Source organism: Collinsella sp. wc0529 (assembly GCF_046116875.1).
GTDB lineage: Bacteria > Actinomycetota > Coriobacteriia > Coriobacteriales > Coriobacteriaceae > Collinsella.
Genome location: NZ_JBJXBO010000002.1, coordinates 26324 through 40872, shown reverse-complemented (window position 1 = coordinate 40872; position 14549 = coordinate 26324). Strand labels below are relative to the sequence as shown.

Here is a 14549-nt window from a genome sequence, read left to right as displayed (position 1 = left end):
TTTCCCATCCATGATACCCCGCCGCGTACAAAAAAGACGGCCCCGAAGGACCGCCTTTCGCATCGATTTGCCCGCACGGCAAGCACCGCCGCAATTCGCCACTAGTCGCGACGGCCAAGGATGTTCAGGATGCGCAGGAACACGTTGATAATGTCAACGAACAGATTGGACGCCATGAGCACGGCGTTGGGCAGCGTAGGCGGCACCGTCGTGGCAACATAGGTGTCGTAGCCAATAAAGCCGGCGAACACCACGATCACGATCAGGTCGGTGATGGACTGCGAGACGCCCATGAACATCAGCACGATCTCAACCAGAACAGTGGCGAGCAGAATGCCAAAACCGATGCCATATACGCGCTGGAAAAACTTGGGGAAGGTCACGCCCAGCGCGCCAAAGACAAAGGTGATGGCGGCCGTGGCGATAAAAGCGGTGTTGATGGTGGGCAGGTCGTAGTTGGCAAGGCCAAACGACGCGGTCAGGCCAAAGGTACTCGCAAAGATTACGTAGCCCACAAGGGACAGGCCCACGGACTGCTTGCTGGCGGCGGCCGACATCATGACCATGCCGACGATGGTCAAAATAAACGAGCCAAAGACCAGCGGCAAGGCTGCGCCGCTCATCATCATGCGCGCAAACGACATGGTGCTCGTAAAGTAGGCGCCGGCGCCCATGGCGCAAAAGCCCAAGAAAATCAGGGCAGACATGACAAGGTTGTACGCGCGCGGCGACATCTCCTTGGCACGGCTTGCACCGGTCTCGATGGGGCCGTTCTGATAGCCCTGGATATCGTTCATACTTCGTCCTTTCACAAAGCGCCGTGAAAGACGGCGCAGCAGATGACAAGATTCCTGCCATTGTACCCGAACGCCGTGCGTCCTTACCTACGGCGCTCGCCCTCAAGCGTACGATCAAACGCCCAGACCCACCAACGCATCACGTGGGCCTGCGAGCCGTCCGGCCGTCCGCACGCCTGGTCCTCCAGATACAACTCGGTCGCGTGCCCGCCAAAACGCACCTTATAGGTTGCCGTACGAACGCCGTGGACCGTCAGGCCAAAACCAGTGGACGAGACGATCTCGTCAATCGTAAAGCAGCGACCGTCGACCCAGCAGACGGTAACCGGCACGACTTGTCCGCCCGCGAGGATGCGGGCCACGACGTCCACATACTGCTTGTGCACGCGCCGAGTTTTGCCGTCTGTCTGTCGATATTCCATGCCTCCTATTATCGAACGCATGTTTGCATGTTGTAAAGCGAACAGACTGTGGTTTTGGAGTGTCGTAGTAATCGCACGTGTCCGTATGGCGTGTTAGCAAAAAGAACACCCGCGGTCAACAGGGCTAATATTCAATTTTAGTGCCAAAAAGTTCACTTCTCCCATCAGAACTCGGTAAAGAGACCCGCAGGAGGTGATACGATTTATCATGTTTTTGTAACGTGTCTGCAAACTTCGAGAAAGCCCATATATGGACGTAACGTTCTCAACCTTCCTCGGCCAAATTGTGTCGAACCCAGTCCTTGCCGTCACCGTGATCCTCGCGTTGGGCGCCATCTTCGTCAATGGATGGACCGACGCGCCCAACGCCATCGCGACCTGCGTCACTACGCGTTGCATGCCCGCCCGCGCCGCCATTCTCATGAGCGCCGCATTCAACTTCCTCGGCGTGCTCATCATGACGCACTTTAACGCGAGCGTCGCCAACACCATCTCACATATCGTCGACTTTGGCGGAAACAGCACCATGGCGCTCGCCTGCCTATGCGCGGCGCTGTTCTCCATCGTCGTCTACGGCGCCACAGCGTCGCGTTTTGGCATCCCCACCTCGCAAAGCCACAGCCTTATCGCCGGCCTGACCGGTGCCGCCATCGCCCTCGGCGGTGCGAGCAGCGTCAACGTCCACGAGTGGATGAAGGTCATCTACGGTCTGGCGCTCTCCATCGGCCTGGGCTTTGTCATGGGCTGGGTCCTGTGCAAGCTCGTCTCGATTCTTTTCGCCGCCGCCAACAGGCGACGTGCCAATGTCTTCTTTAAATACGCTCAGATCGCGAGCGCTGCGGCCATGAGCTTTATGCACGGCGCGCAGGATGGACAGAAGTTCATCGGCGTGCTCTTTTTAGGCGTGGCCTTTGCCAGCGGCCAGACGAGCGTCGGCGATGCAGGCATCCCCATCTGGATTATGCTGCTGTGCTCGGCCACTATGGGTATCGGCACCAGCGTGGGCGGCGAGCGCATCATCAAGTCCGTCGGCCAGAGCATGGTCAAGCTCGAAAAGTATCAGGGCTTCTCCGCCGACCTGGCGGGCGCCGCAAACCTGCTGCTTGCCACCCTTACCGGCATCCCCGTGTCCTCCACACACATCAAGACCTGCGCCATCATGGGCGTCGGTGCCGTCAAGCGCCTCTCAGCCATCAACTTCGGCGTCGTCAAAGACATGATGTTCACCTGGTTCTTCACCTTCCCCGCCTGCGGACTCATCAGCTTTGTCATGGCCAAGCTGTTCATGATGTTCCTCTAGTCAAACCGAACGTCCATCCGGACTGCATTACCTCGCCCACCCGTCTTCGCCTCGAAAGGACCCACCCATGGCAAAGAAACCCGATTCGTTCTACTTCGACAACTACGTCGCCTGCGCCGACCTTGCCGTCCAGGCCGCCGAGCTGCTCACCAAGATTTTCGAGAACTTCGATCCCGCAAAGATTCACGATATGCTCAACAAGATGCACGCGATCGAGCATGCGGCCGACAAGAAGCACCATGAGCTTGAGGACGCCTTGCTCACCGCCTTTATCACCCCGCTCGAGCGCGAGGATCTGGATCTGATGAGCTGCTCACTCGACACCGTGCTCGACCGCATCGAGGGCGTCGTGCAGCGCGTCTACTTCACCAACATCCAGAGCATCCATCCCGACGCCATCGTCATCGCCCACAAGGTGACTGACGCCTGCCGCGCCATGAAAGACCTGATGGTCGAGCTGCCCAACTACCGCAAGTCCAAGACCCTGCGCGAACTCGTCATCCAGATCAACACCATCGAGTCCGAAGCCGACGAGCTCTATATCAACGCCATGCGCAACCTGCACGTTAACGGCAAGGACCCGCTCGAGGTCATCGCCTGGCGTGACGTGTACGCCTTCCTGGAGTACTGCGCTGACTGCTGTGAGAATGTGGCCGATGTTGTGGATTCGATTGTCATGAAGAACAGTTAATTGGGGGTACGTGTCCCGGCGGTCGCGGGCCCGGCCACTAATAACCTTTTTCACTCCGGCTGCAAGCAGAGTCGTTCAAAAGGTTATTAGTGGCCGGGCCCGCTCCCTTACGTACCACCATTGGGAACTTTGGCTGATAGTTATAGCGCAATGGGGGTTTGGCTGAAGGGACCTTTGGTATCCGTTCGGACACTTTGGCCCTTGATGAGCGTTTGGCTGATTGCTGCTTTGGGTACTGTTTGGGTTACTTTGGGTTTGTTTGATTTTTAATTGTTGGAGGGCTTGTATGTCTTATTTGGATCTGGCTCGGGGTCGGTATTCTTGTCGTGAGTTTGAAGATCGGGCTGTAGAGCAAGCTGTTGTGGATGCCATTGTTGAGGCTGGGCGTATTGCTCCTTCTGCTTGTAATAACCATCCAACCCGTGTGATGGTGTTGGATACGCCTGAGCTTCTGGAGAAGGCTGCTGCTTGTCAGCCTCGGTTTGCTCGTGATGGGTCTATCTTTGGCGCTCCGCTTATCTTCCTTATTTGCAGCGTTACCGATGATGCTTGGGTGCGCCCGTATGATCAGATGAATTCCAGCGAAATCGATACATCCATCGTTTGCGATCAGATGATGATGGAGGCCACCGAGCAGGGCCTGGGAACGTGCTGGGTATGCCATTTTAAGCCAGAGGTGGCACAGGAGCAGTTCAATCTGCCCAAGGGCGTTTATCCCTATCACATGCTTGTCTGTGGCTATCCTGCGGACCACATCGCCGACCCCGAGCATCGCGAGGCCCGTACCATTCCCCTCCCCAACTTCCTCCTCAAGTAGTTTTTTGGCACATGCCCTAAAACCTACCTTTTACCGCTCACCCATTCGCCGAGTTCTGCGCCACAATGTGCAGGGCTCGGTTTTTTATGTTGCGCGCCCCTGCACAGTCATAAAAAAGGACCCGCAAGCTGCGGGTCCTTTCTAGGCACTAAATTGTAGGCCGAATGTTAGTCCAGGTCGTCGGCAGCAAAGTTGTCGATCGGGGCGAAGGGATCGGCCACGGGGACAACCGGGTCAGCGACGGGCAGCGGCTCGGCGGGAACAGTCACTGCAGGAGAAGCGGCAGAACCGACCGGCGTGGAGGCCATCAGATCGGCCGGGAAGGAATTCTGGGCATCGTCCATGAAGTGCTGGATGAGCTTGAGATACTCTGCCTTGAACTCCTCACGGGAAGCCTTGAGACGATCGATCTCCTCGAGCTCGGCCTGCTTCTCGGTCAGAGCCTGGCGGATAACCTCGCGGGCCTTGGCGTCAGCCTCGTTGCGGATACGCTCAGCGTTCTCGTTGGCATCGTTGACGATGGTCTCAGCGGTCTGCTGGGCAGCGATCAGGGCAGCGGAAATCTGGCGCTCCTGAGCGGAGAAGTCAGGGGCGGGAGCAGCCACGGGGGCGGCAGGAACGGCCTGGGCGGTGGCATCCTGAGCTTGGGCAAGCTGAGCCTGCGCATCGGCAAGCTGCTGCTCGGTAGCAGTCAGACGACCCTTAAGGTCGACGATCTTAGCGAGCATAGCGTCAACCTCGGAAGACAGCGTCTCCAAGAAGACGTCGACCTCAGCAGGATCGTAGCCACGCTTGGCCTCAGAGAAAGTCTGAGCCTGGATGTCTGCAGGGGTAATAGCCATAACAAGTCTCCTTTTTCATCGCCTCGGCGCTACACGCCCGACGTAAGTTACTAAGTCAGTTCTACACGAGTATACCTATAAGAAGCTGCAGAACCAGCCTCTGCACCAACTGCAACGCAATAATCGCAACGACCGGCGAAAAATCGATACCGCCCATCGGCGGGATGAAACGACGGAACAGGTTGAGCCACGGACCGCACACGCTATCAAGCACCGCGGCAATATCCTGAAGCAAACCACCCTGCTTCATGGGAATCCACGTCATAAAGCAGTAGACGACAATGAGCGTGGAATAGAAGTTGAACAGCGTGTTGACCAGCTGGACGATAGTGTAGATGTTGATGGGAATCTCCTCGTCTTGTCTTTACTTAAGGTAGCCGTCGGCACGAAGCTTCTTGAGATCGGAATCTTTGACCTCGCAACCGGCGGGCAGCACCATGAACACGCGGTCGCCCACCTCCTTGACCGTGGCACCCAGACCGCAGGCAAAGCCGTAAGAGAAGTCCAAGACGCGCTTGGCAACTTCGGTGCGTACGCCCACAAAAATCAGTGCGACAGGCTGCTTGGTGCGAACGCGGCGCACCACGGTCTCCACGTCGTCATAGCTCTCGGGGCGCAGGACATAGGCCGGCAGCTGCGGCGTGGCGTTGATGATATTGCTCGCATAGGCCGAGGCATCGCTCGGTGCAGGCGCGGGTGCAGCGGCGGCACGGGCGCGGGTATTCTCGGCGTAGCTCGACGGCGTGTCATAGGCACCAGGACGATAACCGCTCGCAACACTGTCCTGCGAGCGCGAAGGCGGGTTATACGTCGTGGCATGGCGGGAGTCATCGCCGACCAGCTGACCGGAGCGCGTATACACGGCAACCGACTCAGCTTCACCGCGGCGCGTCTGGCCAAGCAGGCCGTTGCTCGGCTCGTCTTGGGTGTAGAAGCCCTCGCCCGAAGCACCACTGTAGCCGTTGTTCTGATAGCCATCGTCGTAGCCGTCATCGTAGCCGTAGTCGTCGTCCTGGCCATAACCCTGGTCGTAACCCTGCTGGCCGCCCAGGTGCATCTTATTTTTAATCTCGTCAAGGAAGCCCATGGTTGTGTCCTCTCGCGGTTTAGTGCAGGCGCCCCGATAATCAGTGCGCACTTCAGAGCCTTATTTTACTGCAAACTCCGGGCTAAATACTACCCTGCCCAGGCGAACGAGTGTAGAGCCCTCCTCAAGGGCAGGCTCAAAGTCCTCGCTCATGCCGCAGGAAAGCTCAGGCAGGTTCAAATCGGGATGCGCCGCCTCCAGCTCATCCCTCAGCTCACGAAGCCCCGCAAAGGTGCGGCGTGCCACATCCTTATTCCCCCGGGGCGCCATAGTCATAAGCCCCTGCACGCAAATTCCCTCAAGCTCCGCAAGCTCACCCGCGGCGGCGCGAATCTCATCGGGCGAAAAGCCTCCCTTCGACTCTTCACCACTCACATTGACCTCAATGAGCACACGCTGAGGGCCGGCAAGCTCGCCTGCCCCAATCTTGCGGACAGCACGGCTCGAGATCGCCTGCGCCAGATGCAGCGAACCCACCGAGTGAATCAGCTCGGCTGAGCCCAGCACCGCATTTATCTTATTGGTCTGCAGGTTGCCGATCATATCGAAGCGCACCTCGGGCAGCTCCGGATGCTCCGCCAGACCCGCGAGCTTGCGAACCAGCTCCTGCGGGCGGTTCTCGGCAAAATGGCGATACCCCGCCTGGATGGCGGCAACGGTCTCATCGACACCAACGGTCTTGGACACGGCAATGAGGCGCGCGGCGTCGTGGGGGCGGCCCGCGCGATCGAGCGCCGCATAAAAACGTTCCAGAATCCGCTCGCGGCGAGCGCGCATCAAGTCCAAATAGTTATCCATTGCTAATCGCCTCCGCTGACAGCCAAACAAGTAGTCCCATGCTAACGCAAGAGCGCGGCCCCGCATGTGCAAGGCCGCGCTCACTTAGGTATTTACAATCTTTCGATGAACGGGGTTACTTACTCCTCGTCGTCCTCGCCATCGTCCTCGTCCTCAAGATGATCGAGCAGGTAGCGAAGACCCTCGCTGACCTCGTTAACGGGCACCTTGGCAACGTAGCGTGCATCGACGGCGGGCCTCATGATAACACCCTCGCCCGAAGGCACGCGCATGCTCTCGAGCTCATCCTCATCAGTGCAGGCGATATCACCGGCAGTCATACGCTGTCCGGTCAACAGGAAGGTCAGACGGCAGGCGGCATCGATGGAAATCGAGGCGATGCGATCGAGATAGCGCGATACCATGATGGCGCGGCGCAGGTCGTCATAGTTGCTGTCGTCGTCCATAAAATCGCCCGTGTCCATGCGGTTAAAGGTGCGGAAGAACTTCTCGTAGGCGGCGTGCACTGGCTCGTCCTCGACGGCCAAGTTGCAGATGATGGACATGTCGTTGGTGACGAGCGCAGAAAGCGAAGAGCCCAGTACCTGGTAGACGGCCTCAGCCTCGGCCTCGACCGTGCCGACAAGCTCCTTGGGCAGCGAGATGTCGGCCTTGATCATATGACGCGTGGCGCGGCAAATCTGGCGAACCTTATCGGTCATGCGCTGCAGGTTAAAGTCGACGTAGATGATCGTCTGCAGCAAGCGGAAGTCGGAGGCGACCGGTGACTGCGTGGCAATCAGGTTGTAGCAGACGGCCTCCAGGTTGGCGCAGCGTGCGTCAATCGAAAGCGTGCGCTTCTTGGTCTTGGTGGCGAGCTTGCGGTCGTCGGTCACATAGGCCTTCACGGCATCGTGGAGGGCCAGATCGACGGCCTCGTAGATGCTCAGCATCTCGTGACGGGCCTCGATGAGCTGACGGGAAAACAGTTTGCGCATGGTTCACTCCAATCAGTTGGGTGCGGTCATGCCGCCCGCACAGTGAATACGCACCGGACCAGATCCGATCGGCTTGGGACTAGTCGCACCGATCAGCCAAAGCGGCCGGTGATATAGTCTTCCGTCCGCGAGTCCACCGGGCTGGTGAAGATCGCGTCGGTTTGACCATACTCGATGAGCGTAGCGGGCTCGCCGGCAACTTCCTGCAAGAAGAATGCGGTGTAGTCGCTAATGCGAGCTGCCTGCTGCATTGAATGCGTGACGATGATGATCGTCATCTCGGGCGTCAGCTCGGCCATCAGATCCTCGACCTTAGAGACGGACGTGGGGTCGATGGCGGAGCAGGGCTCGTCCATCAGAAGGACATCGGGTTGCACCGCAAGCACGCGCGCGATGCACAGACGCTGCTGCTGACCGCCCGAGAGCGCCAAACCATCCTTGTTGAGCTGATTGGATACCTCTTTCCAGAGGTTGGCGCGCTTGAGCGATTCTTCCACGATGTCATCGAGGTCACTTTTGCTAGTCACGCCCTGCAGACGAGGGCCAAAGGCGACATTCTCGTAGATGGATTTAGGAAACGGGTTGGGCTGCTGAAAGATCATGCCCACGCGACGACGGAGATCGACCGGGTCGACACCCTCGGCATAGATATCGTTGCCGTCGAGCGTCATGGTGCCCTCGACGCGCGTGCCCTCGATCAGGTCATTCATGCGGTTGATGCAGCGCAAAAACGTCGACTTGCCGCAGCCCGAAGGGCCAATGAAGGAGGTGATGGCGTTTTTGGCGATGTTGAGGTCAAGCCCCGTCAGCGCATGAAAGTCACCGTACCAAAAGTTGAAATCCTTGGCCGTAATGGCCGCTTGCTCCAACGTGGGAGCGGACTGATAAACGGACATGGGACTCCTTAACTAGCGACGCTTGCGCGACAGGAAGCGCGCAAACAGGTTGAAGGCCAGAATGATCACCATCAGCAAGAGCGCGGTGCCGTAGGCTGCGTTCATGTTGATGCCGTCGTTGGCAAGCAGATACAGGTGAACCGTCATGGGGCGGCCGGAATCGAGCGGCGAAATAGGTAGATTGATGGCCTGCCCCATGGTATAGAGCACCACCGCGGTCTCGCCAATGGCACGGCCGATGGCGAGAACGATGCCCGTGGCAATACGGCCAAAGGCAGAAGGAAGCACGATCTTGGAGACAACCTGCCACTTGGTGGCGCCCAGGCCATATGCGCCCCAGCGGATATAGCGCGGAACGGCGCGAATGGCCTCTTCGGTGGTACGCATGACGATGGGAAGCATCAAGAGCGCGAGTGCCAGGGCGGCCGAGACCATCGAAAGGCCCAGGCCCATGGCCTCGACAAACAAGGCGTAGCCAAACAGGCCCATAACGATGGAGGGCACCGAGGCCAAAGCGTCAGCAGCGTAGCGAATGAGCTCGACGACCTTGCCCTGCTTGGCGTACTCGGCCAGATAGACGGCTGCCAGCACAGCGATCGGCGTGCAGATAAGCATGGCGAGCGCCGTCACGTAGACGGTCGATACGATCGTGGGCCAAATTCCGCCCTCGGCGTTGACGCCCTGGGGCCAACCGAAGATAAAGTCGAGCGAGATGTGTGGCAGGCCGTTGATGACCACGTAGGCGATGATAGCGACCAGCATCAGCGTGGTGATGTAGGCAGCGGCACGAAACACGCCAAGCATGATCTTGTTGGACAGGTCCTTGTTGATGCGGCCCTTCTTGCCGTGGGAAAGGGCACGCTTGATGCGCTCGCGCGACGAGGTCGTATCGACCGTCGTGTCAACGGAATCGGACATAGCCTACCCCCTCTTCTTCTTGGAAATCAGACGGACGATGCCCACCAGCGTGGCGGAGATGATAAACAGGACCACGCCCATGCCGAACAGCGCCGAGCGATGCAGACCCGAGGAATAGCTCATGTCGAGCGCGATCTGGCTCGTGAGCGTCGAGATAGGGCTCGCAATGCTGTCGGGAATAACCGGGGCGTTACCCACGACCATGAGCACGGCCATGGTCTCTCCGATGGCACGGCCCATACCCAGCACGATGGCATCCACGATACCCAGCTTAGCGGCAGGTAGCACGACCTTATAGATGGTCTGCCACTTAGTAGCACCCATGGCATACGATGCCTCGCGAATGCCCATGGGAATGGAATTGAGGGCATCGATGGTGAGCGTGGTGATGGTAGGGACGATCATGATGGCGAGCACAAACCACGCCGTCAGCGCACCAAAACCAAGGCCGCCGGTCAGTTGTGCGATAAACGGGCGGATGATGATCATGCCGAAAAAGCCGTAGATGATGGAGGGAATGCCCGCCAGCAGGTCAACGGCGGGGCTGATGAGCTTGCGCACGCGCTTGCTGGCAATCTCGACCAGGTAAACGGCCGTACCCACGCCCAGCGGCACGCCCATGGCGAGCGCACCGACGGTCACCAGACCTGAGCCGGCAAGCAGCGACATGATGCCGTAGTGGCCCTCAGAGGGCGCCCACGTAAAGCTAAAGAAGTCCGCCAGACCGATGTCGGTAAAGACGGGCAGCGCCGAGTACGTGGTAAAGACAAAAATCAGGATGACGGTAACGACCGCCAAGAACGCGCAGGCAAAGAAGATCCACTGCAGCGCCTTCTCCTTGATATAGGTACTGCGCGATACGAGCGCCAGCTCGCGCTTCTTGGGTGCCTGAGCATTCTGCTCAGTCTGGGAGTTTTCCTGTGCTTCCATGCTACTCACTCCCCTTCTCGTCGTTGGTGACGGGAATAAAGCCCGCCTCGCGAATCTGCTTGTCCATCTTTTCGGACGTCACGTAGTCGATGTAATCCTGCGCCTGCTGCGAAGGCGCACCCTTCACAAAGAAGTAAAGGTCGCGCGAGATGGGATAGCCGCCACTCGCGACCGTCTTCTCGGACGCCTCAACATGATTGACCGAGACAGCCTTGACCGAGGTCTTGGCGTTGAGGCTATCGACGAAGCCCAGCGAAATGTAGCCGATGGCCCCACGCGAACGAGATACCACGTCGCGCACCTGGCCCGTACCCGAAAGAACAGCCGAGCGGCGATCGAACGGCGTGCCATCCATCACGATGGTACGGAAGGCCTCGCGCGTACCGGACGCCTCGTCTCGGTTGATGACCTGAATCCTCAGGTCCTCGCCACCGACCTCTTTCCAATTGGTAATCTTGCCGGCGTAGATATCGCGGAGCTGCTCGGTCGAGAGGTTATCGACGGGGTTGTCGTCGTTCACGATGACCGCAATACCGTCGTGGGCAATGACGATGGGAGTCAGGCCCAGATCCTGTTCGTCGGCATTGAGTCCACGGGAGGAGCTGGCGATATCGGCCGTGCCGGCGCTGACGGCCTCGATCCCAGCGGAAGAACCCAAACCGGAAACGAGCACGTCGATGCCGGTCTCCTCCTTAAAGCCCTCGGCCGCAATCTCGGCGATAGGAAGGCAGGTCGTGGAGCCGGCCACGGTAATGGAAGAGGTAGAAGATCCCGAAGAACAGGCGCACAGCGTAAGCGTAAGCACAGCGGCGCTCAGGACCGATACGATCTTTCTCATAGCATCACGCCGATCGCAGCATGGCGCCCACAGGTGCCGTCCTCGTTACGGTAGGAATAAAAGCGGTCGTTCTGACGCACGGTCGAAAGCTGGGTATCCACGATATTATCCGCGTCGACACCGACATCTACCAGCGCCTCGCGAATGGCAGCGGAAAGATCAAGCATGCGAGAGGTATTCGCATCGATGCAAGAGAACTCGGCGGCAAAGCGATCCATGAGTTCCTGGGATACCTCATATTCGTCACCCAAGATATGGGGGCCGATATAGGCGGAAACGTCGCTCGCATCGCAACCGGCAGCATCGCAAAGCGCCTGGCACGCCTTGGCGGAAATACGTGCAATCGTGCCCTTCCAACCGGAGTGCACCACGGCAAATCCGCCGGGGGCCACCAGCACCACGGGAACGCAGTCGGCAAAGCAGAGCAGCACGGGCACGTTATGCGCCGTGCAGACGATGGCATCACAGCCCTCGGCAATCTGCTCGCGAACGTCCTCAAGGTCATCGGCGCCGTTCGAGGTCACCGCAACGATATGATCACCATGGACCTGATTGGGAACGAGCAGGTTGTGCTCGCACTCGGCGGCACCCATAGCCTCGAGCGCACGACAACGATTTTCTTGAACAGCAAAGGGGTCATCGCCAACATGCGAGCCCAAGTTGAGTGAGGAGTACGCATCTTCGGAAACGCCACCGGCGCGCTCGGTGAAGGCAAAGCGAACATCGGATGTCGCGCCCTCCACCAACGTAACTCCATCATGGTCGACACGCGAAACTTTGTCCGCACGTGCTGCCATACTAAAGCCTCCTAATAACACAAGTACCGCGGCATCGCCGCTACAGCCCGCGTTTATACGGCTGTCATACTTCTCTAAAAGGATACCTGCTGCGCTGGAGGCAATCGTAAAGGGAACGTAAAGAGATTGGAGGTTCTAGTTTACAAAGTCGAAATAAAAAGGGCGCGTCCATACGGACACGCCCCTGTGCACAACAATGCAAAGAACGACTTAAAAGCTACCGCGCTTCAGGAAGTCGGGAAGCTCGAACTGATCGTTGCCGAAGTTAGGAAGCTCGGTGCCACCGACGTTGCGGGTCGGAGCGGCCTGAGCCGGGCTCGTGGCAGGAGCGGTGCGCTGCGGCTCAGCGGAGGCAGCGGCCTTGCTCTGAGACTGCTGAGCAGCAAAGAGCTCGTCCTGACGGTTGACGTTGGAGTCGGAGAAGCCCGTAGCGATGACGGTGATACGCACCTGATCGCCCAGGGACTCGTCGACAACGGTACCGAAGATGATGTTGGCCTCGGGGTCGACGGCGTTGGCGACAACGTCGGCGGCGTCGCTGATCTCCTGGATGCCCAGGTCCTTGGAACCGGCGATGGAGAGCAGCACGCGCGTGGCACCATCGATGGAGCTCTCGAGCAGCGGGCTGGAGATGGCCTGCTGGGCAGCGTCGACGGCACGGGTGTCCCCAGAAGAGGTACCGATACCCATCATGGCGGTACCGGCCTGCTTCATGATGGTCTTAACATCGGCGAAGTCCAGGTTGATGATACCGGGGACGGTGATGAGGTCGGTGATGCCCTGGGTGCCCTGGGAAAGGACGCCATCGGCAATCGCGAAGGCCTCGAGCATGGTGGTCTTCTTCTCGGCGATGTCGAGCAGCTTATCGTTAGGGATGACGATCATGGTGTCGACGCAATCGGAGAGGGTCTTAATGCCCTCCTCGGCGCTCTTCTTGCGCTTGCGGCCCTCGAAGGTGAAGGGCTTGGTCACGACGGCGACGGTCAGCGCACCGACCTCGTTCATCGCGATATCGGCAACGATGGGAGCAGCGCCGGTACCGGTGCCACCGCCCTCGCCGCAGGTGATGAACACCATGTCGGCGCCAGCGAGCGCCTCGGCAATGTCGTCGCGGGACTCATCGGCAGCCTTGCGGCCAACCTCGGGGTTGGCGCCGGCGCCCAGGCCGCGGGTAAGGTCGGTGCCGATGTGCACCTTGATATCGGCATCAGAGATCGCGAGTGCCTGAGCATCGGTGTTGATGGCAACAAACTCGACGCCGCGGATGCCCTCTTCGATCATTCGATTGACCGCGTTGGTACCGCCGCCGCCGACGCCGACCACCTTAATGACGGCAAGGTAGTTGTTGATCTCTGTCTCGTGCATGTCGGTCCTCCGAACAAAGGTTATAGCCATAGCATGGGTCGACCCCTGCGCACATTAACCTTCAGGTTGAAAGTAAATGCAAAGGTAAACCGTATTATGTTTGCACATTATGAACGTATCAGTCAAATAATTGACCGTGAAAACCAAACAAACCAGATAAACGGCGTGGTATGGCCCCTCAACAAAGCATCAACCAGCGCTACGAGGTCGGAGCGTTCCTAAATGTATAGTTACCCGGAGAGCGCACATTGATATACGTTACGCCCTCTACCTGCGAAAGCAGCTTGGTGACTACGCGCTCCTTCTTGACGATATCGTTCGAATCGCCCAGCGACACCTCAATGCCGTTATTGAGGTTTGCCGAGATGGCTTCGACCGAAGGCGTGGAAATATCCTTGACTTGTCCCAAGAACTCGCTCGAAAAACCACGCACATAATCCAAGCCAGCCTTAACGGCCTTGGAGCTCACTGCCTGGCCGGAAACCGGAGCGACATCCGCCGAGACATCAGTCAACAACACCGCGCCATAGTGCTTAGCGAGCGCCAGCGCGGCATCGATTCCGGTCAAGGTATTTGAGCCCTGCCCTGTCGTGATGACGTTGCCTTGGTCGTCCACTTCGACCGACGTCGACAGTGGGGCGATCCAGGTGTCATCATCCCCGATGGCCCAGGCAAGGTCATCGGAACTGATATAGGCAATTGCGATGACCTTGCGCTCCATCGGCGTAATGATGAGCGTATGCGGGAACTGACGCTGGACATCCACGCCCGAGACCCACGGATTCTGCTTGAGGTCCTCGGTAATCTGGTCGGGATCGACGTTAAAAAGCGACGTTCCCTCGGGCAAATCGATCAGCTGGATAGCATCGTGCTTCGTCACATGCTCGCTTCCTTGAATCTGAATATCAGTGGCGGTAAACAATCCAGAGTTAATCACCACGATAGCAACGACGACGAGCACGGCCAAGACGGCCAAAACGCCGCCCACGATTTTGCCTTTGCCTGTAACGACAGAAGCGGCGTCTGATGTTTTATTTGCCATCGCCCTAAGTGAAGACAACGGGTTGACGCCTT

The 14549-nt window shown here is 58.5% G+C and carries 17 protein-coding genes; 3 read left to right on the top strand and 14 right to left on the bottom strand.

All coding sequences use genetic code 11. The features are described from left to right. Window positions 1-101: 101 nt before the first annotated feature. Together ACKUTP_RS06775 and ACKUTP_RS06770 are read right to left on the bottom strand one after the other, a co-directional pair. A complete protein-coding gene (locus tag ACKUTP_RS06775; RefSeq protein WP_117758723.1) occupies window positions 102-797 on the bottom strand; it encodes a Bax inhibitor-1 family protein in 696 nt (231 codons plus the stop codon). A gap of 83 nt (window positions 798-880) precedes the next feature. Further along, window positions 881-1219: a hypothetical protein gene (locus ACKUTP_RS06770; protein WP_117758724.1), complete on the bottom strand. Its 339-nt coding sequence runs from the start codon at window positions 1217-1219 to the stop codon at window positions 881-883. A gap of 250 nt (window positions 1220-1469) precedes the next feature. Here ACKUTP_RS06770 and ACKUTP_RS06765 point away from each other — a divergent pair, with 250 nt between their 5' ends. From ACKUTP_RS06765 to ACKUTP_RS06755, 3 genes are all read left to right on the top strand, one after another. Next, on the top strand, window positions 1470-2519 hold the full coding sequence (locus ACKUTP_RS06765; RefSeq protein ID WP_006234237.1) for an inorganic phosphate transporter: 1050 nt from the start codon (window positions 1470-1472) through the stop codon (window positions 2517-2519). Between the two features lie 67 nt (window positions 2520-2586). After that, entirely contained in the window at window positions 2587-3210 is a 624-nt protein-coding gene (locus ACKUTP_RS06760) for a DUF47 domain-containing protein (protein WP_006234238.1), read from the top strand. A 286-nt stretch (window positions 3211-3496) separates the two neighbouring features. Then, window positions 3497-4027, top strand: coding sequence for a nitroreductase family protein (locus ACKUTP_RS06755; protein WP_409063894.1), 531 nt, complete (start codon window positions 3497-3499; stop codon window positions 4025-4027). Window positions 4028-4194: 167 nt separating this feature from the next. Here ACKUTP_RS06755 and ACKUTP_RS06750 read toward each other — a convergent pair whose 3' ends face one another. The 12 genes from ACKUTP_RS06750 to ACKUTP_RS06695 all read right to left on the bottom strand — a co-directional run bounded on the left by ACKUTP_RS06750 (window position 4195) and on the right by ACKUTP_RS06695 (window position 14463). Continuing rightward, window positions 4195-4869: a DivIVA domain-containing protein gene (locus ACKUTP_RS06750; protein ID WP_006234242.1), complete on the bottom strand. Its 675-nt coding sequence runs from the start codon at window positions 4867-4869 to the stop codon at window positions 4195-4197. Window positions 4870-4930: 61 nt separating this feature from the next. Further along, window positions 4931-5176: a YggT family protein gene (locus tag ACKUTP_RS06745; RefSeq protein ID WP_227790178.1), complete on the bottom strand. Its 246-nt coding sequence runs from the start codon at window positions 5174-5176 to the stop codon at window positions 4931-4933. Window positions 5177-5233: 57 nt separating this feature from the next. Continuing rightward, on the bottom strand, window positions 5234-5956 hold the full coding sequence (locus ACKUTP_RS06740) for a cell division protein SepF (protein WP_006234245.1): 723 nt from the start codon (window positions 5954-5956) through the stop codon (window positions 5234-5236). A gap of 60 nt (window positions 5957-6016) precedes the next feature. Continuing rightward, complete coding sequence (locus ACKUTP_RS06735; RefSeq protein ID WP_117758726.1) at window positions 6017-6754, bottom strand: YggS family pyridoxal phosphate-dependent enzyme; 738 nt, start codon at window positions 6752-6754, stop codon at window positions 6017-6019. Between the two features lie 119 nt (window positions 6755-6873). After that, window positions 6874-7731 (bottom strand): PhoU domain-containing protein, encoded by an 858-nt coding sequence (locus tag ACKUTP_RS06730; RefSeq protein WP_006234247.1) that lies wholly within the window; start codon window positions 7729-7731, stop codon window positions 6874-6876. A 92-nt stretch (window positions 7732-7823) separates the two neighbouring features. Continuing rightward, entirely contained in the window at window positions 7824-8627 is an 804-nt protein-coding gene (pstB, locus tag ACKUTP_RS06725) for a phosphate ABC transporter ATP-binding protein PstB (RefSeq protein ID WP_409063893.1), read from the bottom strand. Window positions 8628-8639: 12 nt separating this feature from the next. Then, window positions 8640-9545 carry a phosphate ABC transporter permease PstA gene (pstA, locus tag ACKUTP_RS06720; protein ID WP_409063892.1) on the bottom strand — a complete coding sequence of 302 codons (906 nt, stop codon included), beginning with the start codon at window positions 9543-9545 and terminating at the stop codon, window positions 8640-8642. Between the two features lie 3 nt (window positions 9546-9548). After that, entirely contained in the window at window positions 9549-10475 is a 927-nt protein-coding gene (gene pstC, locus ACKUTP_RS06715) for a phosphate ABC transporter permease subunit PstC (protein WP_117769999.1), read from the bottom strand. A 1-nt stretch (window position 10476) separates the two neighbouring features. Further along, window positions 10477-11313, bottom strand: a complete 837-nt coding sequence (locus ACKUTP_RS06710; RefSeq protein WP_055251678.1) for a phosphate ABC transporter substrate-binding protein — start codon at window positions 11311-11313, stop codon at window positions 10477-10479. After that, window positions 11310-12110, bottom strand: a complete 801-nt coding sequence (locus ACKUTP_RS06705) for a polyphenol oxidase family protein (protein WP_196033197.1) — start codon at window positions 12108-12110, stop codon at window positions 11310-11312. Before ACKUTP_RS06705 ends, ACKUTP_RS06710 begins: the two co-directional genes overlap by 4 nt. A 210-nt stretch (window positions 12111-12320) precedes the next feature. After that, window positions 12321-13475, bottom strand: a complete 1155-nt coding sequence (gene ftsZ, locus ACKUTP_RS06700; RefSeq protein WP_022094491.1) for a cell division protein FtsZ — start codon at window positions 13473-13475, stop codon at window positions 12321-12323. A gap of 199 nt (window positions 13476-13674) precedes the next feature. Further along, entirely contained in the window at window positions 13675-14463 is a 789-nt protein-coding gene (locus tag ACKUTP_RS06695; RefSeq protein WP_022094490.1) for a cell division protein FtsQ/DivIB, read from the bottom strand. Window positions 14464-14549: the final 86 nt, after the last annotated feature.

Bases quoted from the DNA above. Each gene is read 5' to 3' on its own strand.
- ACKUTP_RS06775 (WP_117758723.1), bottom strand. From the start codon at position 797: ATGAACGATATCCAGGGCTATCAGAACGGCCCCATCGAGACCGGTGCA.
- ACKUTP_RS06770 (WP_117758724.1), bottom strand. From the start codon at position 1,219: ATGGAATATCGACAGACAGACGGCAAAACTCGGCGCGTGCACAAGCAG.
- ACKUTP_RS06765 (WP_006234237.1), top strand. From the start codon at position 1,470: ATGGACGTAACGTTCTCAACCTTCCTCGGCCAAATTGTGTCGAACCCA.
- ACKUTP_RS06760 (WP_006234238.1), top strand. From the start codon at position 2,587: ATGGCAAAGAAACCCGATTCGTTCTACTTCGACAACTACGTCGCCTGC.
- ACKUTP_RS06755 (WP_409063894.1), top strand. From the start codon at position 3,497: ATGTCTTATTTGGATCTGGCTCGGGGTCGGTATTCTTGTCGTGAGTTT.
- ACKUTP_RS06750 (WP_006234242.1), bottom strand. From the start codon at position 4,869: ATGGCTATTACCCCTGCAGACATCCAGGCTCAGACTTTCTCTGAGGCC.
- ACKUTP_RS06740 (WP_006234245.1), bottom strand. From the start codon at position 5,956: ATGGGCTTCCTTGACGAGATTAAAAATAAGATGCACCTGGGCGGCCAG.
- ACKUTP_RS06735 (WP_117758726.1), bottom strand. From the start codon at position 6,754: ATGGATAACTATTTGGACTTGATGCGCGCTCGCCGCGAGCGGATTCTG.
- ACKUTP_RS06730 (WP_006234247.1), bottom strand. From the start codon at position 7,731: ATGCGCAAACTGTTTTCCCGTCAGCTCATCGAGGCCCGTCACGAGATG.
- pstB (WP_409063893.1), bottom strand. From the start codon at position 8,627: ATGTCCGTTTATCAGTCCGCTCCCACGTTGGAGCAAGCGGCCATTACG.
- pstA (WP_409063892.1), bottom strand. From the start codon at position 9,545: ATGTCCGATTCCGTTGACACGACGGTCGATACGACCTCGTCGCGCGAG.
- pstC (WP_117769999.1), bottom strand. From the start codon at position 10,475: ATGGAAGCACAGGAAAACTCCCAGACTGAGCAGAATGCTCAGGCACCC.
- ACKUTP_RS06710 (WP_055251678.1), bottom strand. From the start codon at position 11,313: ATGAGAAAGATCGTATCGGTCCTGAGCGCCGCTGTGCTTACGCTTACG.
- ACKUTP_RS06705 (WP_196033197.1), bottom strand. From the start codon at position 12,110: ATGGCAGCACGTGCGGACAAAGTTTCGCGTGTCGACCATGATGGAGTT.
- ftsZ (WP_022094491.1), bottom strand. From the start codon at position 13,475: ATGCACGAGACAGAGATCAACAACTACCTTGCCGTCATTAAGGTGGTC.